General features: G+C 67.6%; 19 protein-coding genes and 1 tRNA gene. 10 read left to right on the top strand and 10 right to left on the bottom strand.

Annotated elements, in window-relative coordinates; translation table 11 throughout:
- Positions 1 to 18 precede the first annotated feature (18 nt).
- Positions 19 to 1803: a sensor histidine kinase gene (locus tag AC07OH_RS04540; protein ID WP_495299759.1), complete on the bottom strand. Its 1785-nt coding sequence runs from the start codon at positions 1801 to 1803 to the stop codon at positions 19 to 21.
- A 74-nt stretch (positions 1804 to 1877) separates the two neighbouring features.
- Complete coding sequence (locus AC07OH_RS04535; protein WP_495299758.1) at positions 1878 to 2558, bottom strand: LuxR C-terminal-related transcriptional regulator; 681 nt, start codon at positions 2556 to 2558, stop codon at positions 1878 to 1880.
- Positions 2559 to 2779: 221 nt separating this feature from the next.
- Between AC07OH_RS04535 and AC07OH_RS04530 the strand changes: the two genes are divergently transcribed.
- The 5 genes from AC07OH_RS04530 to AC07OH_RS04510 all read left to right on the top strand — a co-directional run bounded on the left by AC07OH_RS04530 (position 2780) and on the right by AC07OH_RS04510 (position 4813).
- Positions 2780 to 2986 (top strand): hypothetical protein, encoded by a 207-nt coding sequence (locus tag AC07OH_RS04530; protein WP_062480931.1) that lies wholly within the window; start codon positions 2780 to 2782, stop codon positions 2984 to 2986.
- Positions 2987 to 3124: 138 nt separating this feature from the next.
- Positions 3125 to 3562 (top strand): hypothetical protein, encoded by a 438-nt coding sequence (locus tag AC07OH_RS04525; RefSeq protein ID WP_495299757.1) that lies wholly within the window; start codon positions 3125 to 3127, stop codon positions 3560 to 3562.
- A gap of 59 nt (positions 3563 to 3621) precedes the next feature.
- The gene (locus AC07OH_RS04520) at positions 3622 to 4155 is read left to right on the top strand and encodes a nucleoside 2-deoxyribosyltransferase (protein WP_495299756.1); all 534 of its coding nucleotides are present in this window, start codon (positions 3622 to 3624) and stop codon (positions 4153 to 4155) included.
- 130 nt (positions 4156 to 4285) lie between these two features.
- On the top strand, positions 4286 to 4561 hold the full coding sequence (locus AC07OH_RS04515; RefSeq protein WP_495299755.1) for a hypothetical protein: 276 nt from the start codon (positions 4286 to 4288) through the stop codon (positions 4559 to 4561).
- Between the two features lie 30 nt (positions 4562 to 4591).
- A complete protein-coding gene (locus AC07OH_RS04510) occupies positions 4592 to 4813 on the top strand; it encodes a hypothetical protein (protein WP_495299754.1) in 222 nt (73 codons plus the stop codon).
- 120 nt (positions 4814 to 4933) lie between these two features.
- Here AC07OH_RS04510 and AC07OH_RS04505 read toward each other — a convergent pair.
- The 6 genes from AC07OH_RS04505 to cysS form a co-directional block, all read right to left on the bottom strand.
- Positions 4934 to 5026 (bottom strand) — tRNA-Ser (locus AC07OH_RS04505).
- 27 nt (positions 5027 to 5053) lie between these two features.
- Entirely contained in the window at positions 5054 to 6322 is a 1269-nt protein-coding gene (locus tag AC07OH_RS04500) for an aspartate kinase (protein WP_495299753.1), read from the bottom strand.
- A gap of 55 nt (positions 6323 to 6377) precedes the next feature.
- Positions 6378 to 7355, bottom strand: coding sequence for a tRNA lysidine(34) synthetase TilS (tilS, locus tag AC07OH_RS04495; protein ID WP_495299752.1), 978 nt, complete (start codon positions 7353 to 7355; stop codon positions 6378 to 6380).
- A gap of 20 nt (positions 7356 to 7375) precedes the next feature.
- Entirely contained in the window at positions 7376 to 8356 is a 981-nt protein-coding gene (locus AC07OH_RS04490) for an acetyl-CoA carboxylase carboxyltransferase subunit alpha (RefSeq protein ID WP_056582036.1), read from the bottom strand.
- A 157-nt stretch (positions 8357 to 8513) separates the two neighbouring features.
- Complete coding sequence (locus AC07OH_RS04485; protein ID WP_095947831.1) at positions 8514 to 9185, bottom strand: DNA-3-methyladenine glycosylase family protein; 672 nt, start codon at positions 9183 to 9185, stop codon at positions 8514 to 8516.
- The gene (cysS, locus tag AC07OH_RS04480; protein WP_495299751.1) at positions 9182 to 10558 is read right to left on the bottom strand and encodes a cysteine--tRNA ligase; all 1377 of its coding nucleotides are present in this window, start codon (positions 10556 to 10558) and stop codon (positions 9182 to 9184) included. Before cysS ends, AC07OH_RS04485 begins: the two co-directional genes overlap by 4 nt.
- A gap of 192 nt (positions 10559 to 10750) precedes the next feature.
- Between cysS and AC07OH_RS04475 the strand changes: the two genes are divergently transcribed.
- The 5 genes from AC07OH_RS04475 to AC07OH_RS04455 all read left to right on the top strand — a co-directional run bounded on the left by AC07OH_RS04475 (position 10751) and on the right by AC07OH_RS04455 (position 14184).
- Entirely contained in the window at positions 10751 to 11341 is a 591-nt protein-coding gene (locus AC07OH_RS04475; protein ID WP_495299750.1) for a tetratricopeptide repeat protein, read from the top strand.
- A gap of 97 nt (positions 11342 to 11438) precedes the next feature.
- Entirely contained in the window at positions 11439 to 12035 is a 597-nt protein-coding gene (locus tag AC07OH_RS04470; RefSeq protein WP_082818298.1) for a peptidylprolyl isomerase, read from the top strand.
- 27 nt (positions 12036 to 12062) lie between these two features.
- Positions 12063 to 12575 carry a peptidylprolyl isomerase gene (locus tag AC07OH_RS04465; RefSeq protein ID WP_495299749.1) on the top strand — a complete coding sequence of 171 codons (513 nt, stop codon included), beginning with the start codon at positions 12063 to 12065 and terminating at the stop codon, positions 12573 to 12575.
- Positions 12576 to 12600: 25 nt separating this feature from the next.
- Entirely contained in the window at positions 12601 to 13377 is a 777-nt protein-coding gene (locus AC07OH_RS04460) for a UDP-2,3-diacylglucosamine diphosphatase (protein WP_495299748.1), read from the top strand.
- Positions 13378 to 13392: 15 nt separating this feature from the next.
- Positions 13393 to 14184, top strand: a complete 792-nt coding sequence (locus AC07OH_RS04455; RefSeq protein ID WP_495299747.1) for a M90 family metallopeptidase — start codon at positions 13393 to 13395, stop codon at positions 14182 to 14184.
- Between the two features lie 86 nt (positions 14185 to 14270).
- On the opposite strand, the gene AC07OH_RS04450 is transcribed toward AC07OH_RS04455, so the two are convergent.
- Together AC07OH_RS04450 and AC07OH_RS04445 are read right to left on the bottom strand one after the other, a co-directional pair.
- Positions 14271 to 17120 (bottom strand): DUF349 domain-containing protein, encoded by a 2850-nt coding sequence (locus AC07OH_RS04450; RefSeq protein WP_495299746.1) that lies wholly within the window; start codon positions 17118 to 17120, stop codon positions 14271 to 14273.
- Between the two features lie 189 nt (positions 17121 to 17309).
- Positions 17310 to 21128 carry a DUF748 domain-containing protein gene (locus tag AC07OH_RS04445; RefSeq protein WP_495299745.1) on the bottom strand — a complete coding sequence of 1273 codons (3819 nt, stop codon included), beginning with the start codon at positions 21126 to 21128 and terminating at the stop codon, positions 17310 to 17312.
- Between the last annotated feature and the right edge of the window lie 396 nt (positions 21129 to 21524).

Here is a 21524-nt window from a genome sequence, read left to right as displayed (position 1 = left end):
TCACGCGCGCAGCGTGCCTCAGCTGCTGCCAGCGCCTGCCACGGGCGCCCGCACCCTCGCCTCCAGCCGCGTGCCTCCGTCGCCCGCGTCGATCTGCAGCGTGCCGCCGATGCGCGTCATGCGCGCCTGCATGCTGCGCAAGCCCAGTCCGCCGATCGACGAGGCGACCGTCACCGCATCGAAGCCCACGCCATCGTCCTCGACGCTCAGCAGCACGCCCGCTTCGCCGTCGGCCAGCAGCTGCACGCGCAGGGTGCGCGCGCGGCTGTGCTTCACGACGTTGGCCAGCGCCTCTTCGAGCAGGCGCGTGAGGCCCAGCACCTGGCGCGCGGACAGCGCGCAGGGCCAGGCCGCGGGCGTCTGCCAGTGGCTGCGCATGCCCATCTCCTCGAACAGGCGGCCGAAGCGGTGGCGCATCGGCGCCAGCCATTGCGTGGGCGTGGCGGCCACCGGGGCCGCGCCGCCGCTGTGGGTGTCGATGATCTGGCGCAGGTCGTCGCGCAGTGACTTGAACATCGACAGGTACTGCGGCCGCTGCAGCGCCTCGCCCGACTGCTCCACCAGCGCGATCGAGCGCACCAGCGAACTGCCCAGGCCGTCGTGCAGGTCGTGCGCCACGCTCAGGCGCTCGTTCAGCCGCACGTTGTCGAGTTCGAGCCGGTGTTCGCGGCTGAGCGTGTCGGCCAGCTCGGTGCGTGCCCCCAGCACTTCGCGCGCCAGCTCGTCGTTGAAGCTCTCGACGCGGCGCAGGCTGCGCGTGAAGCCGCCCGCCAGGATCAGCGACATGCCGATCATGATCAGCGGCGCCGTGACCACGGTGTAGCCGAAGCGGTCGTCGATGACGCGCAGGATCATCAGCGCGTCGTGCACCGCGGCCACCAGGAAGCCGAAGGCGCACAGGGCCAGCAGCAGGTGCTCGGTCTTCTTGGTGTCGAGCGCGCGCAGGATGAACTGCACGCACACGGCCATGAAGAGCAGCGAGTAGACGATGAACACCGCCAGCGTCGCGACCGACAGCGCAGGCTGCGGCAGCAGTGCGATCGCCGCCACGGCCAGCGCGGCCACGGTCCACAGCGCGCGGCTCAGGCGCGGAAAGCGCTGGCCGCCGAAGTGCCACATGAACATGCAGAAGCAGCTCACGTACAGGACCATCCAGGCCGTGATCCAGCGCGACCAGGCGTCGGTGGAGGCGAACGGCCACGGCAAGGTGCTGACCACGGTGTTGCTCGCGAACACCAGCCAGGCGATGGCGCTGAGCGCGTACCAGCCGTAGGCGACCTCCTGCCGGCGCATGAGCCACAGCACGAGGAAGAAGCAACCCAGCGTGATCGAGATGACGAGGTTGACCGCGGGCAGCACGCGCGCGAACAGGCGGCGTTCGTCGTGGTATGCCACCGCCTCGTCCGCCGGGCCGAGCACCACGCGGCCCAGCCCCGAGCCGTACATGCTGCCGCCCACCACCTGCACCCACAGCGTGTTGGTGCCGGGGTTCAACGCGGCGGCCGGCAGGAAGAAGACACGCGGCGTGTTCCAGCTGCGGCTCAGCGGCTCGACCAGGCTGGCATCGCGCCAGAGCAGGTTGTCGTTCAGCGAGATCGCGCCGGCCATGCTCAGGTAGTCGAAGGCCACGCCCAGCTGCGGTGCGTCGTCGCGGCCCGCGCAGGGGCGCTGCCAGTCGATGCGGTACCACACGATGCCTTCGAAACCGGGCCAGCGCGTGGCCCAGTGGTCGGGCAGCGTCACCGGCTGCCAGCCGTCGATGGGCGGCGGTGCTTCAGGCCCCGCGCCGGCGGTGGCGCGCACGGCTCGCACGCTGTCGATGTGCGGCGCGCACGCCTCGACCGCCCATGCCGTGTGCGCGAACAACCACCACAGGCTCAGGCCAGCAAGCCACGCGAACGCGCTGCGAAAACGGCGCGCGTGCGCGAGGAAACGGTGAGCTTGCGGTAGATGTTCTTGATGTGGCATTCGACGGTGTGCCGCGACAGGAAGATCTGCTCGGCTATCTCGCGGTTGGTCAGGCCTTCGGCAACCAGCTGGAGGATCTGGAGTTCGCGCGAGGTCAGCACATCTTCGCCGACGCGCCCCGGCGTGGCCGGCGGCGCCTGCGTCAGGTCGAGGATGCGGCGTGCAATGAACGGATCGATCGGCGCCCCACCGCGCAGCACGCTGCGGATCGACAGCAGCAGCTCCAGGTCGTCGCGCTCCTTGAGCACGTAGCCGGTGGCGCCGGCGCGCAGCGCGTTGAGGATGAGGTCGTCGGTGCTCCAGGCGGAGATCACGAGGATGCCGGGGCCGTCGTCCGCATTCATCGATGCACTCATCTGCGTGATCAGCTCCACGCCGTTGCCGTCGGGCAGGCCCAGGTCGACGAGCACCAGCGCGAACGGCTGCCGGGCAAGTTCGATGCGCGCATCGGCCAGCGTGCCTGCCAGCACCAGCACCTCGCGGGCGTAGCCCAGCTGGGCCAGGATGTCGACGATGCGCCGCTGCATCAGCGCGTCGTCCTCGACGATCAGCACGGGCGCCGGCAGGTCGGGACTGGGCGGCGGCGTCATCGCCGGACCTTCGGGCGGGGGAGAGAAAGCGGACATCAGGACGGTTCGGACAAGGTGGGAAGCATGCCCGAATCATCACCCAGGCTTCGCGCGCGAAGGTGCAGTGTCCCCTCGCGGCTGCGCTCCTGCCATCACCAGATCTGGGGGTTCTGGGGGCAAGGCGCGGCATCGGGCGGTCTTCGCCTACAGACACGCGCCATGCGAGCGACCATCGTGGGGCCATGACACATCCGATCGAACTCATCATCGACGAGCCGGCTCCCGGATCCTTTGTCTGGCGGCTGCTTGAAACCGACACCGACGGTGCGCATCCCACCGTCCTTCGCTGCGCCTTCGACCCGGTCGAGAGCTACGAGCTCGCCCTGGCGTCGGGACAGCGCGCCCTGCGCAGCGAGATGCGCGCGCACGCTACAACAGAAGGCCACTGAGCGTCAGCATGCGCTGACGGCGGATTCGCGAGGCGTCCTACCGCTCTCGCGCCATCGGTTCCTAGGATGGTTTTCGGGCGCCGGTTCTCTTGCGCTTGTGGCAATGAAGCAACCGCCGGCGCCTTCAAGGAGATGACCATGCAAAGAAAGCTCATGTGGATGTGCGCCGCTGCCGTGTCCTGTCTCACGGCCGTGTCGGCGCAAGCGCAGGTGAACCCGCCGCCCGCGGCCACGGTCGACCCGGCGGTCGCCGAATACAAGGCAGCCCGCGACAAGATCTCGGCCGATTACAAGACCGACCGCGCCGCTTGCGATGCCATGAAGGACAACGCCAAGGACGTCTGCGTCGAGGAAGCCAAGGGCAAGGAAAAGATCGCCAAGGCCGAGCTCGACCAGAAGATGAAGCCCAGCGACAGCAATGCCCGCAAGGTGGCCGAAGCCAAGGTGGAAGTGGCCTACAGCATCGCCAAGGAAAAATGCGACGACCAGAAGGGCGAAGCCAAGTCGACTTGCGTGAAGCAGGCCAAGGCCGACGAAAGCAAGGGCATGGCCGAAGTCAAGGCGATGAAGAAGTAACCAACCGGGTCGCAGCCCTTCCCGTTGGCGCTGGCCGGGGGCGGTCGCATACTCGACAGATGCCCTCCTCTTCCACGCGCCCGCGGGTCTACCTCGCCGGCCCCGACGTGTTCCGGCCCGACGCCGCGCAGTACTTTGCCGCGCTGGCGCTGGCCTGCGACGCGCTTGGCATGACGGCCGTACCGCCGTTCGACGGCACGCACGCCGGCCCCGACCCCGCGCGCCGGATCTACGAGGAGAACATGAAGCTGCTGCGGTCGGTGGACGGCGTCATTGCCAACCTCGCGCCGTTTCGCGGGCTGGAGCCGGACTCGGGCACGGTGTTCGAAGTTGGCGTGGCCATCGCACTGGGCCTGCCGGTGGCCGCCTATGGCGTCCCGCCGGGCACCTACGCGCAGCGCGTCGGCACGGCAGGCCTCGTCGGCCGCGATCCGGACGGCACCTTGCGCGACCCCGAAGGCACGCTGATCGAAGACTTCGGGCTGCCGCTGAACCTCATGCTGGCCTGCTCGGTGCGCTTTTCGGACCTGGCGACTGACGCCTTGCGGGTGCTGGCGGAGGTGTTGGGGTCTGCGCCCGCCCAGCGCCAGTGAGCCTAGATTCGTGAAATAAGTCACGAATTGAAGGCGGGACATCACCAATTCTGGGGAGCGATCCTCTCGAAGTAAGCCTTTCAGCCTCTTTTTGCGTTGGACATGCCAACGCCCCAAAAAGGAGGCCCGGATGCCCCCCTCAGATCAACAAGCAGTTTTCGAAGCGGCGGGCCGCCTGGGTTCCATGGAGGTCCTTGCCACGCAGATCAGCGCCATCGTCTCGATGCTTCGCGCCCTGTACGCCGCACACCCCGAGCCGGCGAAGGTCCGATTCCATTTCGACCGGCTGATCGGCCAGTTGCTGACCAGCCCCTACCTCAGCCACGACCCGGATCACGCGCTGATCCTTCAAGACACGGCCGCGACCCTGGTCCGGCCATCGATCGAATCCGATCCGGTGCGTTGAGCATCAGGTGCCCACCAAGGAGAGACTGAAATGAGCTTCGAAAAAATCAAGCTGCGGTTCGGCCGGTCGTTCCGTCGCGGCGACCGCGTCGTCAGCGAAGGCCGGCTCGGCACCATCACCGGAGCAACCTATCCGCATGTGCGGGTGCGCTTCGACGGACGGCAGATTTCGGTGCCTTGCGATCCTTGCGAACTGCATGTGGGCGCAGCGCCGATCGCAACGCTGTCCGTGCTCGGACCGCAGCCGTCCTGAAGACATCGCCTCGCCTTTTCGGCGAGGCAGCCACGCGTCGCGCGCAGACGCAAAAAAGCCCCGACTGGCGGGGCTCTTTTGGGCTGTTTGATCACTGCAAGGTGATCAGGAAGCCAATCCTGGCGGAACCGGAGGGATTCGAACCCTCGATGAGGCTCTACACCCCATACTCCCTTAGCAGGGGAGCACCTTCGGCCACTCGGTCACAGTTCCTGAAAGCAACCGCAATTATGCCATTACTTAAGCGGTCGGTTGGTCGAGATCAAACGCTTTATGCAGCGCGCGCACGGCCAATTCCATATATTTTTCGTCGATCACGACCGAGGTCTTGATTTCGCTGGTCGAGATCATCTGGATGTTGATGCCCTCTTCGCTCAACACACGGAACATCTTGCTCGCCACACCCACGTGGCTGCGCATGCCGATGCCCACGATGCTGACCTTGCAGATCTTGGTGTCGCCCACGATTTCGGTGGCGCCCAGCGAAGGCATCACCTTCGACTCGAGCAGCTCGACCGTGCGCGCGAACTCGTTGCGATGCACGGTGAAGCTGAAGTCGGTCTTGCCGTCCTTGCTGAGGTTCTGGATGATCACATCGACTTCGATGTTGGCGTCTGCCACGGCACCGAGGATGTGATACGCGATGCCCGGCTTGTCGGGCACGCCGAGCACCGAGATCTTGGCTTCGTCGCGATTGAATGCGATGCCGGATACGACGGCTTGTTCCATGTTTTCGTCTTCCTCGAAAGTGATCAGCGTGCCGGACTTGGCCTCTTCATTGATGTCGATGTCCCACGGCGTGAAGCTCGAAAGCACGCGCAGCGGCACCTTGTACTTGCCGGCGAATTCCACCGAGCGGATTTGCAGCACCTTGGAGCCGAGGCTGGCCATCTCGAGCATCTCTTCGAAGCTCACGGTGTTCAGGCGGCGCGCATCGGGCTCGACGCGCGGGTCGGTGGTGTAGACGCCGTCGACGTCGGTGAAGATCAGGCACTCGCTGGCCTTCATGGCCGCCGCGATGGCCACGGCCGAGGTGTCGCTGCCGCCACGGCCGAGCGTGGTGATGTTGCCCTCGTCGTCCACGCCCTGGAAACCGGTGATGACCACGACACGGCCGGCCGCGAGGTCGGCGCGCACCTTGGCGTCGTCGATGCTCTCGATGCGGGCCTTGGTGTACGAGTTGTCGGTGCGCACCGACACCTGCCAGCCCGCGTAGCTCACGGACTCTGCGCCCTCGGCCTGCAGCGCCATCGCCAGCAGCGCCGACGAGGCCTGTTCGCCGGTGGCGGCGAGCATGTCGAGTTCGCGGTGATAGGCCACGCCGGGTTTGCCCGGTGAGAGCTCCTTGGCAAGACCGAGCAGGCGGTTGGTTTCGCCGCTCATGGCGCTGGGCACCACGATCATCTGGTGACCCGCACGCGCCCATTTGGCGACGCGCTTGGCGACATTGCGGATGCGCTCGGTCGAGCCCATCGACGTGCCGCCATATTTGTGAACGATCAATGCCATGGATGAAATCAGAGAAAGATAAAGGGCCGCCTGGACAGCGGCGCCCTGCAAGCCGTCAGAGCGAAGTCTTCAGCGAGGGCGGGGCATTGTACCAATGCAGCCGCTCTCCCCTGCGCTCGGCAAAGCCTGCGCCCACCTTGAGGTGGATGCGGTGGCCGCGCGTGGTGCAGGCGCGGACCTGGTCCAGCAGCTGGTCGAGTTGCGCCGCACTCGGTGCGCAGCCATGAGACTGCATCAGCCAGTGGCGCAGCACGTTGGCCTGCCGTGCGCGGGACAGCGCCTGCAGCGGCCGGATCTGCGGCGGCTCGCCCACCGCGGCGAGGTCTTGCACAGCCAATTCGCCCAGCAGCTGCTGCGCCTGCGCCGCGTGGCCGATGCTGCGCGCGAAGGTGGCGCGGAACTGCGGGAAAGCGTCCGCCAATGCAGGGAGCAGCACGGCGCGAATGCGGTTGCGGGTGTAGCGTGCGTCGGCGTTGCTCGGGTCTTCGATCCATGGCAACTGCTGCTGCACCAGCCAGCTGCGGATGTCGGCCGCTGGCACTGCGAGCAGCGGCCGGTGAATGTTCAATCCGTCGCGCACAGCATGCGCAGGCATCGCGGCCAGGCCCGGCAGGCCGGCGCCGCGGGACAGCGCCAGCAGGAGTGTTTCGATCTGGTCATCGGCATGGTGCCCCAGCGCAATGGACGACACGGCAGGCCGCGCCCCATCGGCTTGCGCCATGGCGGCATACGCCTGATAGCGTGCGCGTCGCGCCGCATCCTCGGGACTGTCACCTGAGGCATGCCGCGCGTCGACCCGGTGCGTCACCAACGGCACACCGAGCCGCTCGCAGACCTGCGCGCACTGCCGCTCGAAGTCGTCGGCCGCCGCCTGCAGGCCGTGGTGCACATGAAAAGCGATCACCTGCCCCGGCCAACGCGCCGCGCAGGCCGCGAGCAAGGCGGTCGAATCCGCACCGCCGCTGAAGCCGACGGCCAGCGGCAGGCAGGCCGGTTCGAACGCGGCCATGGCGCGTTCGAAGGCTTCGCTCATGATGGAAAAGGGAAAGCCGCTCAGCGGCTGTTGTCGGCCTTGGTGTCGTTGAATCGGCCGTAGCTCTGCAGGCGCTCGTAGCGGCGGTCCAGCAGTTCCTTCGTCTTCAGGTCGCTGACCTGGCGGAAGGCGTCATTGAGCGCGCGCTTGAGAAACGCAGCCATCTGGCGATGGTCGCGGTGCGCGCCGCCGACGGGCTCGTTGACGATCTTGTCGACCAGGCCCAGCGCCTTGAGGCGGTGCGCCGTGATGCCCAGGGCATCGGCGGCTTCCTGCGCCTTGTCGCTGGTCTTCCAGAGAATGGAGGCACAACCTTCGGGGCTGATCACCGAGTAGATCGAGTACTGCAGCATCACGAGCTGGTCGCCGACCGAAATGGCCAGCGCGCCGCCCGAACCGCCTTCACCGATGATGGTGACGATGATGGGTACCTCGAGCTGCGCCATCTCGAAGATGTTGCGGCCGATGGCTTCCGACTGGCCGCGCTCTTCGGCATCGATGCCGGGATAGGCGCCGGGCGTGTCCACGAAGGTGAACACCGGCAGCTTGAATTTCTCGGCCGTCTTCATGAGACGCAGCGCCTTGCGGTAACCCTCGGGCTTGCTCATGCCGAAGTTGCGCGCGGTGCGCTCCTTCGTGTCGCGGCCCTTCTGGTGACCGAGCACCATGCAGGGCACGCCGTTGAAGCGTGCCAGGCCACCGACGATCGACAGGTCGTCCGAGAAGTGGCGGTCGCCATGCAGCTCGACGAAGTCCGTGAAGATTTCGTTGACGTAGTCGAGCGTGTACGGGCGCTCCGGATGCCGCGCGATCTTGGTGATCTGCCAGGGCGTCAGGTCGCTGTAGATGTCCTTGGTGAGCTGCTGGCTTTTCTTGCCGAGCTGATCGATTTCTTCCGAGATGTCGACCGCCGATTCGGTCTGGACATAGCGCAGTTCTTCGATTTTGGTTTCGAGTTCAGCAATGGGCTGCTCGAAGTCGAGGAAGGTTCGTTTCGCCAACGTCTTCTCCTGTTTATTTCATCAATTGACCGGCCATCCGGCTCTTTTGCATTCATTCCAGAAACACCGAGGAACCGGCTTTGCCGGGCCTGCGGTGTTGCCCCCTCGAAGGGGGTTGGCGAAGCGACACGAAGTGCGCGAAGCCTGGGGGTGATCCTTAGTAAACGACCGGCACGGGGTCCAGCGATCGCCAAATATACCAAGTCGCCACGCTGCAATACGGCGCCCAGGCCACGGCGACGTCGCGGGCATCGCTGCGGCTGACCGGGTCGCCCGAAAAATAGTTGACGCTGATGCCGTTGAGCAGGCCCTGGTCGTCGACTGGCAGCACGTTCGGGCGCATCAGGTGGAAGATGAGAAACATCTCGGCGGTCCAGCGGCTGATGCCGCGGATGGCCACGAGCTCTTCGATGATGAGCTCGTCCGACATGTCTTTCCAGCGGTCGACATGCACGGTGCCCGAATCGAAATTCAGGGCCAGGTCGACCAGGTACTCGATCTTGCGCGCCGACAGCCCGGCGCCGCGCATGTCGTCGACCTTGAGCTTGAGCACGTTGGCCGGCGTCAGCTTGCGCGGCAGCGCCGCGAACTTGTCCCAGGTCGACTGCGCGGCCTTGACCGAGATCTGCTGGCCCACGATGCTGCGCGCCAGTGTGGTGAAGGCGTCGCCGCGCGACTCGAGGCAGGCCTCGCCGAACTTCGGAATGAGCCGCTTCATCACGCGGTCTTTCTTGGCCAGGTGCTTGCAGGCTTCCTCCCAATAGTCCGGCGTGTAGATGCGCACGCTGGTCTGCTGGGTGGCGGGTACGGGGTTCGTCGTTCCGTTCACTGTGCGGCCGCCCAGGTCGTTCCCGTGGGCGAATCCTTGAGCACGATGCCCTGCTCGAGGAGCTCCTGACGAATGCGATCGGCTTCGGCGAAATTCTTCGCCGCCTTGGCCGCCGCGCGTGCATCGATCTTCGCCTGGATGGTGGCTTCGTCGAGCGTGGTGCCCGCTTGCAGGAACGCTTTCGGATCGCCTTGCAGCAAGCCCAGCGTGCCGGCCAGCGCCTTGAGCAGGCCCGCGGTGTCTGCGGACTTCGTGCGATTGACCTCGCCGGCCAGCTCGAACAGCACGGCGATGGCCTCGGGCGTACCGAAGTCTTCGTCCATGGCCGCCTTGAAGCGCGCGGCGTGGGGCTGCGCCCAGTCGATGGCCACGGTCGCGGGGGCCACCAGGTCGAGCGCGGTGTACAGGCGCTTGAGCGAGTTGCGCGCGTCGTCGAGGTGCGCGTCGCTGTAGTTCAGCGCGCTGCGGTAGTGCGTGCGCACGAGGAAGAAACGCAGGCTCTCGGCGTCGTACTTCTGCAGCACTTCGCGGATGGTGAAGAAGTTGCCCAGGCTCTTGGACATCTTCTCGTTGTCCACGCGCACGAAGCCGTTGTGCACCCAGAAGCGCGACAGCGGCTTGCCGTTGGCGCCTTCGCTCTGCGCAATTTCATTTTCGTGGTGCGGGAACTGCAGGTCGGCCCCGCCGCCGTGGATGTCGAAGGTTTCGCCGAGCGTGGCGCAGCTCATGGCCGAGCACTCGATGTGCCAGCCTGGGCGGCCGGTGCCGAAGGGGCTCTCCCACTTGGCGTCGTCGGGCTCGGTCGGCTTGGCGGATTTCCAGAGCACGAAGTCGAGCGGATCCTGCTTGCCGTCGAGCACCGCGACGCGCTCGCCGGCGTGCAGTTCGTCGAGCGACTTGCCCGAGAGCTTGCCGTAGCCGGGGAACTTGCGCACGGCATAGTTCACGTCGCCGTTGTCCGAGCGGTAGGCCAGGCCCTTGCGCTCCAACGTCTCGATGATGCCGAGCATCTGCGGCACGTATTCGGTGGCGCGCGGCTCGATGGTGGGCGGCTCGATGCGCAGCGCACCGATGTCCTCGTGCATGGCCGCGATCACCTCGTCGGTCAGCGCGCGGATGGTGATGCCGCGCTGGACCGCGCGGGCGATGATCTTGTCGTCGATGTCGGTGATGTTGCGCACATAGGTCACGGCATAGCCGCTGGCGCGCAGCCAGCGCTGCACCACATCGAACGCCATCATCATGCGGGCATGGCCGATGTGGCACAGGTCATAGACCGTCATGCCGCACACGTACATGCGAACCTGCCCAGGTTGCAGGGGGGAGAATTCCTCCAATTCACGCGACAGCGTGTTGTAGATGCGCAGACTCATGGGACTCGGAAAGCGTTGATTCGCGCACGTGCGGTACGGGCGAACAACGGTGTATTTCAGGGGTGACGGGGGGCGTGGCTACGAGGGGTTGGACGTGGCCCCTCGGCTACAATGCGACGCAGTATAAACGGCTGCCGCCGCGCAGCATCCGGGTGTTCTCCAGGCCCGCTCCCCCTATCCTGCCGAGACTTCATGAAGCACGCCGTGTTCTCCAAACTCCCCCTCGCCTTTGCACTGCTGTTCGGTCTGTGGGGCTTTGCCGCGCACGCCAACGACTACGACGACGTCAACCTTTTGCTGCGCCAGGGCAAGTCCGCCGAGGCGCTCGCCAAGGCAGACACCTACATCGCCGGCAAGCCGCGCGACCCGCAGATGCGCTTCCTGCGCGGCGTGATCCTCACCGAGCAGAACAAGACCGCCGAGGCGACCACCGCGTTCACGCAGCTCACGCAGGACTTCCCGGAACTGCCCGAGCCCTACAACAATCTCGCGGCGCTGTATGCCTCGCAGAGCAAGTTCGACCAGGCCCGCGCCGCGCTCGAAACCGCGCTCAAGCTCAGCCCCAACTACGCCACCGCGCACGAAAACCTCGGCGACGTGTACGCGCGCCTGGCGGCCCAGGAATACCAGCGCGCCCAGCAGTTCGCCACCACCAACGCGAGCGTCGCGCCCAAGCTCGCGCTGATCCGCCAGATCTTCACGCCCAAGGCCGCGGCCGATGCGGCCGCGCTGCCGGCCGCACCCGCCGAAGTGCGCAAGCCCGTGGGCCGCACGACCAAGTAACAGCCTCTTGCAATCCGGCGGTGCGCACACAGTTGCCTCCCAACCTGCGCCCTCGCAGGCCCACCGCCCTCCCCTCCACCCGCACACGGAGCCTCATTTGACGACCTCTGCACTTTCCCGTTTCAGCCGCCGCGGCGCCCTCGCACTGGCTGCGGCCCTGGCCTTCGGCGCCGCCGCCGGCGCGCACGCCCAGCAGGCCGCGCCGCGCGTCAAGCTCGCCACCTCGGCGGGCGACATCGTGGTCGAGCTCGATGCGGCCAAGGCCCCCAAGACGGTCGAAAACTTCCTGCAGTACGTCAAGGACAAGCACTACGACGGCACGGTGTTCCACCGCGTCATCGACGGCTTCATGATCCAGGGCGGCGGCTTCACGGCCGACCTGCAGCAAAAGCCCACGCGCCCGCCGATCCCGCTCGAGGCCAACAACGGCCTGAAGAACGACAAGTACACGATCGCGATGGCCCGCACCGGCAACCCGAACTCGGCCACCTCGCAGTTCTTCATCAACGTGAAGAACAACGACTCGCTCAACGCACCCAACCCTGACGGCTACGGCTACACCGTGTTCGGCAAGGTCGTCGCCGGCACCGACGTGGTCGACAAGATCCGCGCCGTGCAGACCGGCAACAAGGGCGGCATGCAGAACGTGCCCGTCGAAACCCTCACCATCAAGTCCGCCACGCTGGCGAAGTAATCTCATTTCCGTAGAAGGAGCTATCCCATGAGCAACCCCCAAGTCGAACTGCACATCAAGAACTACGGCGTCATCACGCTCGAACTCGACGCCGAAAAGGCACCGAAGTCGGCCGCCAACTTCATCGAGTACGTGAAGAAGGGCCACTACGACAACACGGTGTTCCACCGCGTGATCCCCGGCTTCATGGTGCAAGGCGGCGGTTTCGAGCCCGGCATGAAGCAAAAGCCCACCGGCGCCGAGATCGAGAACGAAGCCAACAACGGCCTCAAGAACGCCAACTACACCGTGGCCATGGCCCGCACGAGCGCACCGCACTCGGCCACCGCCCAGTTCTTCATCAACGTGGCCGACAACGGCTTCCTGAACCACACCGCCCCCTCGGCCCAGGGCTGGGGCTACGCGGTGTTCGGCAAGGTCACGGGCGGCGCCGATGTCGTCGACAAGATCAAGGCCGTGAAGACGGGCCGCAAGGGCTTCCATGACGACGTGCCGCTCGAAGACGTCGTGATCGAAAAGGCCGTCGTCATCGCGGAATGACGCATTCCAGGCACGGCGGCGCGGCATGACGCCCATGGCGAACCCGGCTTTCTCCGAGCTGGTGGCGCCGCCCGCGTGGCGCACCGTCGACCTGATTTCCGACCTGCACCTGCAGGCTAGCGAGCTGGCCACCTTCGAGGCCTGGCAGGGCTACCTGCAGACCACGCCGGCCGATGCGCTGGTGATCCTCGGCGACCTGTTCGAGGTGTGGGTGGGCGACGATGCCGCCGACCAGCCCGGCTTCGAGGCGCAATGCGTCGAGTTGCTGCAGCGTACGGCGCAGCGCATGCCCGTGTTCTTCATGCACGGCAACCGCGACTTCCTCGTCGGCAAGGCCTTTGCCGCGCAATGCGGCCTCACGCTGCTCGACGACCCCACCGTGCTGGTGCTGCACGGTGAACGCTGGCTGCTGAGCCACGGCGACGCGCTCTGCCTCGAAGACACCGACTACCTCCAGTTTCGCGCCCAGGTGCGCACGCCCGAATGGCAGGCCGCGTTCCTCGCGCGCCCGCTGGAAGAGCGCCGCGCGCTTGCCCGCGCCATCCGCGCACAGAGCGAAGACCGCAAGCGCGATCCCTCGACCCTCTGGGCCGACGTGGACCCCGACGCTGCCCGCCAATGGCTGCAACACGCGGGCGCCAGCGCGCTGATCCACGGCCACACCCACCGCCCCGCCGTCCACGACCTGGGCCATGGCCTGCGTCGCATCGTGCTGAGCGACTGGGATGCCGCCACCCATCCGCCGCGCGCGCAACTGCTGTGCCTGTCGGCCGCCGGCGCGCAGCGCGTCGACCTGCGCTAGCCGCACCGCCCACCGATGTTCAAGTGGCTGCGCCGGCTGCGCACCCTGCCTCCGATTCCCGACGCCGCCTGGCGCACCACGCTCACGCGCTACGCCTTCCTGGGCGCATTGCCGCCTGCGCAGCAGCAACGGCTGCGCACGCTGGCGGCCGAGTTCCTGCGGGACAAGGAATTCCACGGCACGCAGGGCTTCGTCATCACTGACGAGGTGGCGCTGGCCATCGCGGCGCAGGCCGTGCTGCCGGTGTTGCACCTGAAGGACGGGCTCGACTGGTATGACGATTTCGTCGGCATCGTGGTGCATCCGTCCGAGGTGGTGGCGCAGCGCAAGGTCGTCGATGACGCGCTGGTCGTGCACGAGTACGAAGAGGTCGTCGCCGGCGAGGCGATGGACCAGGGCCCCGTCATGCTCAGCTGGCAGGACGTGCTCGCGAGCAGCGTGACCAGCGAAGGCGGCTACAACGTCGTGATCCACGAGTTCGCCCACAAGATCGACATGCGCAGCGGCATCGCCGACGGCTGCCCGCCGCTGCCGGCCGGCTTCATGGGCCGGCGCAGCGCACGCGAGGCGCGTGCGGCCTGGATGGCGGTGCTGCAGCCGGCCTATGACGACTTCCGAGAAAAGACCATCCTCGCCGAGCGCTTCGGCGCCGAGCCGCCCTGGCTCGACGACTACGGCGCGACCTCGATCAGCGAATTCTTCGCGGTGGCCTGCGAGGCCTACTTCGTGAACCGGCCGAACTTCGCGCGCGACTTTCCGCAGGTCGTGGCGTTGTTCGACGCATTTTTCCTTCCCGCGAAGCCCTGAGCTGACGCGATTCAGACAAAGAAAAAGGCGCCTCGGTGAGGCGCCCCTTTTTCATGCATGCGGCTGCATCGCCGCGATACCTCTTCTTACTTGCGCAGCAGCGCCTTCAGCGCGTTCTGCAGACGGCGCGCGGTGGCAGCGTCATGCGCAGCAGCCAGCACCTTGCCGGCGTCCTGGCCCCAGGTCTGGGCCGGCGTCGGATCGCCGCGCTTCGTCAGCAGCTTGAGCTGCAGCGCGCGGCGTGCGTCGAGTTGCTCGGCGGGCGTCGGCACTTCGGCGGCCATCTCCAGGCGCAGCAGCGCTTCGGCGGCATCGCCTGCAGCGGCCGTCGGTGCGGTACCCACGGCTTGCGACCACTGGCTGCGCACGGCCGGCGTCACGGCGCGGCCCAGTTCCTGCACGCTCGGCAGGCGGGCGGCGTCGCGCTGCTCCCAGGCGCCGAGCACCTGCGTGAGGGCTTCGCCGTGGGCCTGCGCGGCCAGCTTGCGCAGCGCAAAGTCGGCGCGCTCGAGCGCTTCGCGCTGGGCGCGGAAGGCGGCATCGCCCAGACGCGGGCCGCGGTCTTCGCGCGGCGGACGGTCGCCAAAACGGCCACCGCCGCCGGGTGCGCCGCGATCGCCACCGCGTGCATCGGGACGCGGGCCACCACGGTCGTTCGGACGACCGGGGCCACCGGCACCGGGACGGCCGGCGTCGCGGCGGTCACCGAAACGGCCGGTGCCACGCGCAGCGGGTGCAGCTTCACCCTTCTTGCTGCTCGGCCGGTCGTCGCCGCGCATGGCGACCACGGGCTTGGGTGCGGGCTTCGGCGGCGCGGCCGGCGCGACGCTTGCAGCTTCACCCGCTTCGTGCGCGGCGCTGTCACTGCGGGCCGAGGCATCGGCGCCGTCTGCGGGAGCGACCAGATCGGGTGCATCGGCCACTGCCGCCGCGGGGGCGGATGGCAGGGCTTCGGCGTCGCTCGAACCCGGCGTCTGCTCGGCGCTTTCGCCGAACTCGGCGGCGGCCTGGCCGGGGGCTTCGACACCGGTCGCGCCGACCGAGGGGCCGTCGCTCGTGGTGGCGGGTGCCGGCGCGGGCGCCGGTGCTTCACCGCGCAGCGCGGCTTCGAGGCCGGCGATGGCGGCGCGGATCTTCTGTGCGTCGCCGCCGGCATTGGCCGCGTCGAGCGCCTTGGACGCGTCGAGCACGTAGCGATCGTGCTCGCTCATCGCGGCCGATGCCTTTTCGCGCTCGACCGTCTTGCGGTTGAAGGCTTCGTCGATGGGCGCGCGGAACGCGTCCCACAACTTCTGTTCGTGGCGGCGGTCGAGTGGCACGCTCTGTGCCTCGGCCTGCCAGCGCTGCTGCAGCGCCTTCACGGCGTCGATGCGCAGCATCGGCTGGGCGCCCAGCTCGGTGGCCTCGGCAATCATGGCCTGGCGGCGTTCGACGCTGGCCTTCTGCGCCGTTTCGAACGGGGCGCGGGCAGCGCCGAAGGCTTCATTCCACAGCGGTTGCAGTTCGGCGAACACCTTCTCGCCCACGTGGCCGGCATCGCGCCAGCGATCGGCGAACTGGTGCAGCGCGCGGTTGTGCGCCTTCAGGTCGGTGGCGCCGGCATGCGCCGCGGCCCAGGCCTTGACCTCTTCGATGAGTGCGACGCGCAGGGCGCGGTGTTCGGCGGCATCGGCGCGCACCTTCTCGAGCCAGGCCTCGACGACCTTGTGGGCTTCGTTGCAGGCTTCGTCGAAACGCTTCCACAGCGCGTGGTTCGGCACGCCGCCCTGGTCGGCCTGCTTCCACTGGTCGCGCAGGGCGCGCAGGGTTTCCTGCATCTTGCGGCCACCGAGGGCCTGGCCTTCGGGGCGCTTGAGCAGGCCTTCGGCCTTGGCGACGAGGTCTTCGCGCACCTTGTCGGCGCTCCAGCGCTGCCAGCCTTCGAGTTCGCCGGCGGCGACCAGTGCGGCATGCACGCGGGCTTCGAGCGGCGCGTCGACCAGCTTGCCGTGTTCCTTGAGCACGGCGCGCAGCGCAGCGGCGGCGCCGGCACTGGCCTTGCCGTGGCCTTCGGCGGTTTCCTGTTCGAGCTTGGCGAGGGCGGCCTGCACGGCGTCTTGCGCTGCAGCGCGCACTGCCGGGTCGACCTTGGGTGCGGCGGGACGCGCGGGTGCGGCGGCCTTGGGGGCCACCACTTCGCCGCGTGCGGCGCGCAGCTCGTCGGCCCAGACGGGCACGGGCGGCAGCGGTGCGGCGGCATCGGCCGCGGCGGCAATGGCCTGGGCCAGCGCGCCGTGGAACGAGTCGGACACCACGAGCAGCTGCGACTTGGACGCGTCGAGCTGGGGTGCGAACTTGGCGTCGAGGCTGTTCCAGTTGGCATCGGCCACGATATCGGCGGCCTGCTGCTGCCAGTGGGTCACGTCGGCGCGCAGCGATTCTTCGGCGGCCTGGGCGTCTTTCCAGCCCTTGGTGGACAGCACTTCGAAGCGCTGTGCCAGCAAGACGGCGGCTTCGCGGTGGACCTGCGCACGGTGCTGCAGGTCTTCGATGCCCTTGACGCGCTCGGCCAGCTGGGCCTTCAGCCCGGCCAGCGGTTCGCGCGACAGCGGCGCGCCGGCCTTGGCGGCGTCACGCTGCCAGGCCAGTGCGTCGGCGATGTTGAGCTTGGACTGCGCCAGCAGCGTTTCAGCCTTCTGCGCCCACTCGGCGGCGATGGCCTCCTGGCCCTTGGCGCGCTTGATTTCGTCGAGCTTTTCGCGCAGCAGGCGCGCCGCGCCCTTGTCGCGGCCGCTCAACTCCTTGAAGACCTCTTGCATCTGCTCGGACGTGGGGTTGCCCGCGAGCCAGTCGCGGATGCGCGCGGAACGCTCGCCCGAGGTTGGCGCGGTGAAGGCGCCACCGGTGAGCGTATCGAGGGCCTGGAGGTCGTGTGGCTTGGAAGAAGTAGAGGTCACTGCGCGAAATCGTTGTCTTGGTAGAGAAAGCGAAGGCGCCGGCAAAGGCCGGCGCACATCGACATTTTCACCCAGTTGGCGAACAGCCCGCCGAATTCCGTGTCGGAACTGCGGCGTGCACCGTTCGGCGGGCTGGAAAGGGCCCGCTGGATATATAGCAAGGCGTGGCGAAAAGCCAAGCCCTGCCGGCTATTTCATGGTCAGGCTCAGCTCGGCGCCGGGCTTCCAGTCGGCGCCGCTGGCCGTGGTGCGCACGGCCCCCAGGAACAGGCGTTCGCTCGGCAGCTTCTGCGCCAGCAGGTAGTCGCGCACCACGGCGCCGCGCTCGACGGCGAGCTGGCGCATCGACTCTTCGTCGACCGGCACGCTGGCCAGCAGCAGGTTTTCCATTTCCTTCACCGGCAGGTCCTTGGCCAGGCCGACCATGTTGCGCGGCTTGGTGATGTCGGAGCGCTTGTAGACGGCAGTGAGCAGCGCCGGGTATTCGGCATCGGTCACCGGCGGCACCTCGGTGCCGGTCTCGCCGCCGCGCACGGCGACGCGGCGCTTCTCGGCCTGGGTCAGCTGGCGCAGGCGTTGGCGCTGGTAGGCATCGCGCTCCTTTTCGAGGCTGGAGGTGCCCACCACCGTCATCTGCAGCGTCGGCCGGTCGGTCAGGGCCTTCACGACCTTGTCCAGGCTTTCCTTGGCGCCGGTGCTGAGCGCTGAGCTGCCGGGCTCGAAGGTGATCGCGCTGGAATCACCGCCGCCGCCACCGCCCAGGCCGCCGGTGAGCAGGCTGAACGGCGCGGTCACGGCCTTGACGATCAGGTTGACCACGGCCTTGAAGATCAGCGGGCCGATGCTGAACTGCGGATCGTTGAGCGAACCGCTGAGCGGCAGGTCGACGTCGATCACGCCGTTGCGGTCGGCCAGCAGCGTCACGGCCAGGCGCACGGGCAGGCTGTTGGGCGCGCCGGCCACCTCGTCGCCGAACTTCAGCTGGTTGAGCACCAGCTTGTTGGTGGCGGTGAGCTGGCCGTCGGGCGCGATCTTGTAGTTGACGTCCATGCTCATCTTGCCGCGCTCGATGCCGTGGCCCGCGTAGCGCACCGAGTACGGCGACAGCGGCGCGAGGTCAAGGTCGCGCATCTTGGCCGTGATGTCGAGTTCGAGCGGCTTGGCCAGCGGGTTGAGCTTGCCGGTGATTTCCAGCGCCGCGGTCTGCTGCGCCTTGCCGCGCAGTTCGAGGTCGGCCAGCGCCGGCCGCCCCCCCTGCCCGTTCGGCGGATTCGACGAGAAGGAACTGAGCTTGCCGGTCAGCTCGCTCAGGTCGGCCGAGTAGTTGGGCTTGACGAACAGGTCGGTGAAATCGATTTTGCCGTTGACCAGGCTCATCGGACCGAAGTTGATGACCGGCGCCGGGCCGCTGTCGGCCGCGGGTGCGGCGGCCACCGCCGGGGCGGGTGCGGCCGGCGCGGCGTCGGGTGCGCCGCCGACCATGGCTTCGGCCGACACCGGCGCGCCGCCCGAGGCCCGCTGCGGCGCCGAGGCCGGCGCACGGGTCGTGGTGGTCGTGCCGCCCGGGCCCTTCTTGGTGCTGGCTTCGGTGGCGGCGGCAGCGGCCGCCTTCGAGGCCTCCTCGCCCTTCTTGGTCAGGCTCAGCAGGTTGAGACGGCCCGTCGGGTCGACGATCACGCGGGCGAAGAAGTCGGTCAGCGTGGTTTCGCGCACGTCCACGGTCGGGGCTGCGTTGGGCGCCAGGCTGACCTGCAGGCCGCGCAGGCTCAGCGTCTTCCAGCTCAGCAGCTGGCTGTTGCTGCGGTCGAAGCCCGGCGACTGGGTCAGCGACACGCTGTTGGCGCGGAAGTCGTCCAGCGCGGTGTCGCCCGCCAGCTTGACGCTCATGCCGGCCGGCGCGGTTGCATAGCGCACCGTGCCGCGGTAGCTCGCGAAGGCGCGGCGGATGTCGACATTGAGCGCGTCGGCGTAATAGGCCTTGAAGGCATGCGCCGGGAACGACGCCACCTCGAGCCGGCCCTCGGCCGCGAGCGGCTTGAGCACGACGGTGCCCTTGTAGTCGAAGCGCCCCGGGTCCGCGCGGCGGCCCGCGCCGATGCGGCCCGACACCTGCAGCGGCGAGACGGTGTTGGTGTCGGGTGCGATCTTCTGGGCGTGCAGCTTGAAGGCCGTGACCTCGATCGCCACCGGCGCCGAGCCGGCCTTGTCCGCATAGGACAGGCTGCCGTTGTCCACGGCCAGGGTGCCCAGGGTCAGCGCCCAGGGCTTGGTGTTGGCGCTGTTGGGGCGCGCCGCGCCGGCGTCGGCCGGCTTGGGCGCCGCCACCTTGGCGCCGCCGGCCGGGGTCTTGAGCCAGCGCTCGAACATCCAGCGCTTCTCGTTGTCGCGCTCGACGCTCACCTTGGGGTTGGTCGCGGTGAACGACGCGATGTTCAAGGTGTGCTTGGTCATGTCGACCTCGGCATCGACCAGCTCGAAGCGGCCAACGCTGGCCAGCGCGGTCTTGGCCTGGGTCAGTGCCAGGCCGTCGGCGGCCAGGCGGCGCGCCTTGAACTTCAGGTCAGGCTGGGCCCAGGACACGTCGATCTGGCCGCTGAGCTTGCCGTCGAGCGTGGGCTCCAGGCTCTGCGCCAGGTACGGCGCGGCCAGCGACAGCGGCAGCGCCTCGACCTCGGTCTGCACGTCGGCGACCTTGTCGGTCGCGGTGCCCTTGAACTTCAGCGTGGCACCGGCAACCGCGGTGCTGCCGTCGAACTGTGCCGGCTTCTCCATGGGCCAGGTGACGGCCGTGAGGTTGATCCCGAGGTCGGTGAGGTCGATGGCCGCGGCGGGCTTGACGGTCTCGTCGCGCCAGCCGATGCGCCCGCCGTCGAGCGCGATCTTGTCGACCTGCACCTTGAGCTTGGGCTTCTCGGCGGCCGGCTTGCCGCCCGGGGCGCTGGCGGCGGGCGCGGGCAGCGGCGCCGCCTTTTCGGCCGCGCCGGTCGCGGGGTTCGTGGCCATCAGGTTGAGCTGACCGGCCGCATCGCGCGCCACCACCAACTGCGGCTTGGTCAGCGCGACCTCGCTCAGGTGGAACACGGACTCCAGCGGCCGCACGTCGGCCAGTGCCAGCTTGAGCGAGTCGAAACCCAGCAGGTCGCGCCCGCGCGCGTCGCCCAGCTTGGCGCCGTGGGCCTCGACCGTGCCGGTGATCTTCAGGCCGATGGTGTTGGTCTGCTGGAAATCGATCTTCAGGTCGGCGTCCAGGCTGCCGGCCTGCAGCTTCACCGGCAGGCCGCCGGGGATGTAGCCCAGGTACGGCACGAGGTCGAGCCCCTTGAACTGCACGTGGGCGTCGGTCTTGCGGCTTTGCGCGAACGGGGTCGTGAAGGCGGCCGAGTCGAAGTGGCTGCCGTTGAGCGCAAAGGCCAGCTTGGGCTCGGTCGTGATCTCGCGCTTGGACGCGAGGTTGCTCAGGAACGGCACGTTCAGCATGAAGCCGCGCAGCTCGTGCCGGCGCTTGACGGTCTGGTCGTCGAAATCGACCGCGCCGTCCTTGATCGAGATGTTGTAGATCGCGAAGCGCGCGGGCTCGGCCTTCGGGTCGGGCGGCGGGCCCGAGGCCAGCTTGGCCAGGATGTCGTCGATGTCGTACTTGCCGTCGGCCTGGTGCGTGAGCAGCACCGCGGGTGCCTCGACCGTCACCGCATCGATCACCGGCGCGAGGCGGAACAGCGATTGCAGTTCGGCGTCGACATAGATGCGCTTGATGGCCACCTGCGGCTGCTTGCCGTCGGCCGTGGCGATGCGCAGGTCATTCAGTGCAAGTTCGAGCGTCCAGGGCTTGAAATCGATCTTGCCGACGGTGACCTGCCGGCCCAGTTTCTCGCTCGCGATCTTCTGGAGCTGGCTCTTGGCAATCGGCGGCACCGCCAGCCAGGCGATGACCCACAGGGCCAGCAGAACCAGCAACGCGACAACCCCACGCCGCACCCATTTGTTTTGTTTGATCGAAGCAGCATCCATCCGCAGAAGTGTGCCGCAAACAGATGCCAACAAAGTTGGCTGAAACGTGAATGCGTTCCCTTTTGGCGAGGCATTGCGATGCCCGCGCGCCCCTCGACAGGATCGGTAGGCCGAAAGTGTGAACGCCACAAACAAGAAAGCCCGGTGAGTCGACGAAGTGTCTTGTCACCGGGCTTGATGGCGGGCTCAAAACCCATGCCATCGATTCGCGCGACCGGAAGTCAATTGGTTCCCGCCGTGCTGGCAGCAAGAGATTGCCGCCGTGGAGTCCTCCATCGTTCGAGTCCTTGACTTGCACCTCGGACTGCCTGACTTCGGAAAAACGCCTGAAACCTCAGGCCCGTCCAGATTAGGCGTCCCTCCCTTCCTTTGCAAATGCCTTTTTCCCAGGGATTT

Source organism: Variovorax sp. GW821-FHT10C12 (assembly GCF_059415405.1).
Note: the sequence above shows the minus strand (reverse complement) of the source record. Positions and strands in the feature narration are given on the sequence as shown.

What these genes read in the sequence shown, in the direction of transcription:
- AC07OH_RS04535 (WP_495299758.1), bottom strand. Translation starts at nt 2,558, where the DNA reads ATGACGCCGCCGCCCAGTCCCGACCTGCCGGCGCCCGTGCTGATCGTC.
- AC07OH_RS04530 (WP_062480931.1), top strand. Translation starts at nt 2,780, where the DNA reads ATGACACATCCGATCGAACTCATCATCGACGAGCCGGCTCCCGGATCC.
- AC07OH_RS04525 (WP_495299757.1), top strand. Translation starts at nt 3,125, where the DNA reads ATGCAAAGAAAGCTCATGTGGATGTGCGCCGCTGCCGTGTCCTGTCTC.
- AC07OH_RS04520 (WP_495299756.1), top strand. Translation starts at nt 3,622, where the DNA reads ATGCCCTCCTCTTCCACGCGCCCGCGGGTCTACCTCGCCGGCCCCGAC.
- AC07OH_RS04515 (WP_495299755.1), top strand. Translation starts at nt 4,286, where the DNA reads ATGCCCCCCTCAGATCAACAAGCAGTTTTCGAAGCGGCGGGCCGCCTG.
- AC07OH_RS04510 (WP_495299754.1), top strand. Translation starts at nt 4,592, where the DNA reads ATGAGCTTCGAAAAAATCAAGCTGCGGTTCGGCCGGTCGTTCCGTCGC.
- AC07OH_RS04500 (WP_495299753.1), bottom strand. Translation starts at nt 6,322, where the DNA reads ATGGCATTGATCGTTCACAAATATGGCGGCACGTCGATGGGCTCGACC.
- tilS (WP_495299752.1), bottom strand. Translation starts at nt 7,355, where the DNA reads ATGAGCGAAGCCTTCGAACGCGCCATGGCCGCGTTCGAACCGGCCTGC.
- cysS (WP_495299751.1), bottom strand. Translation starts at nt 10,558, where the DNA reads ATGAGTCTGCGCATCTACAACACGCTGTCGCGTGAATTGGAGGAATTC.
- AC07OH_RS04475 (WP_495299750.1), top strand. Translation starts at nt 10,751, where the DNA reads ATGAAGCACGCCGTGTTCTCCAAACTCCCCCTCGCCTTTGCACTGCTG.
- AC07OH_RS04465 (WP_495299749.1), top strand. Translation starts at nt 12,063, where the DNA reads ATGAGCAACCCCCAAGTCGAACTGCACATCAAGAACTACGGCGTCATC.
- AC07OH_RS04460 (WP_495299748.1), top strand. Translation starts at nt 12,601, where the DNA reads ATGACGCCCATGGCGAACCCGGCTTTCTCCGAGCTGGTGGCGCCGCCC.
- AC07OH_RS04455 (WP_495299747.1), top strand. Translation starts at nt 13,393, where the DNA reads ATGTTCAAGTGGCTGCGCCGGCTGCGCACCCTGCCTCCGATTCCCGAC.
- AC07OH_RS04445 (WP_495299745.1), bottom strand. Translation starts at nt 21,128, where the DNA reads ATGGATGCTGCTTCGATCAAACAAAACAAATGGGTGCGGCGTGGGGTT.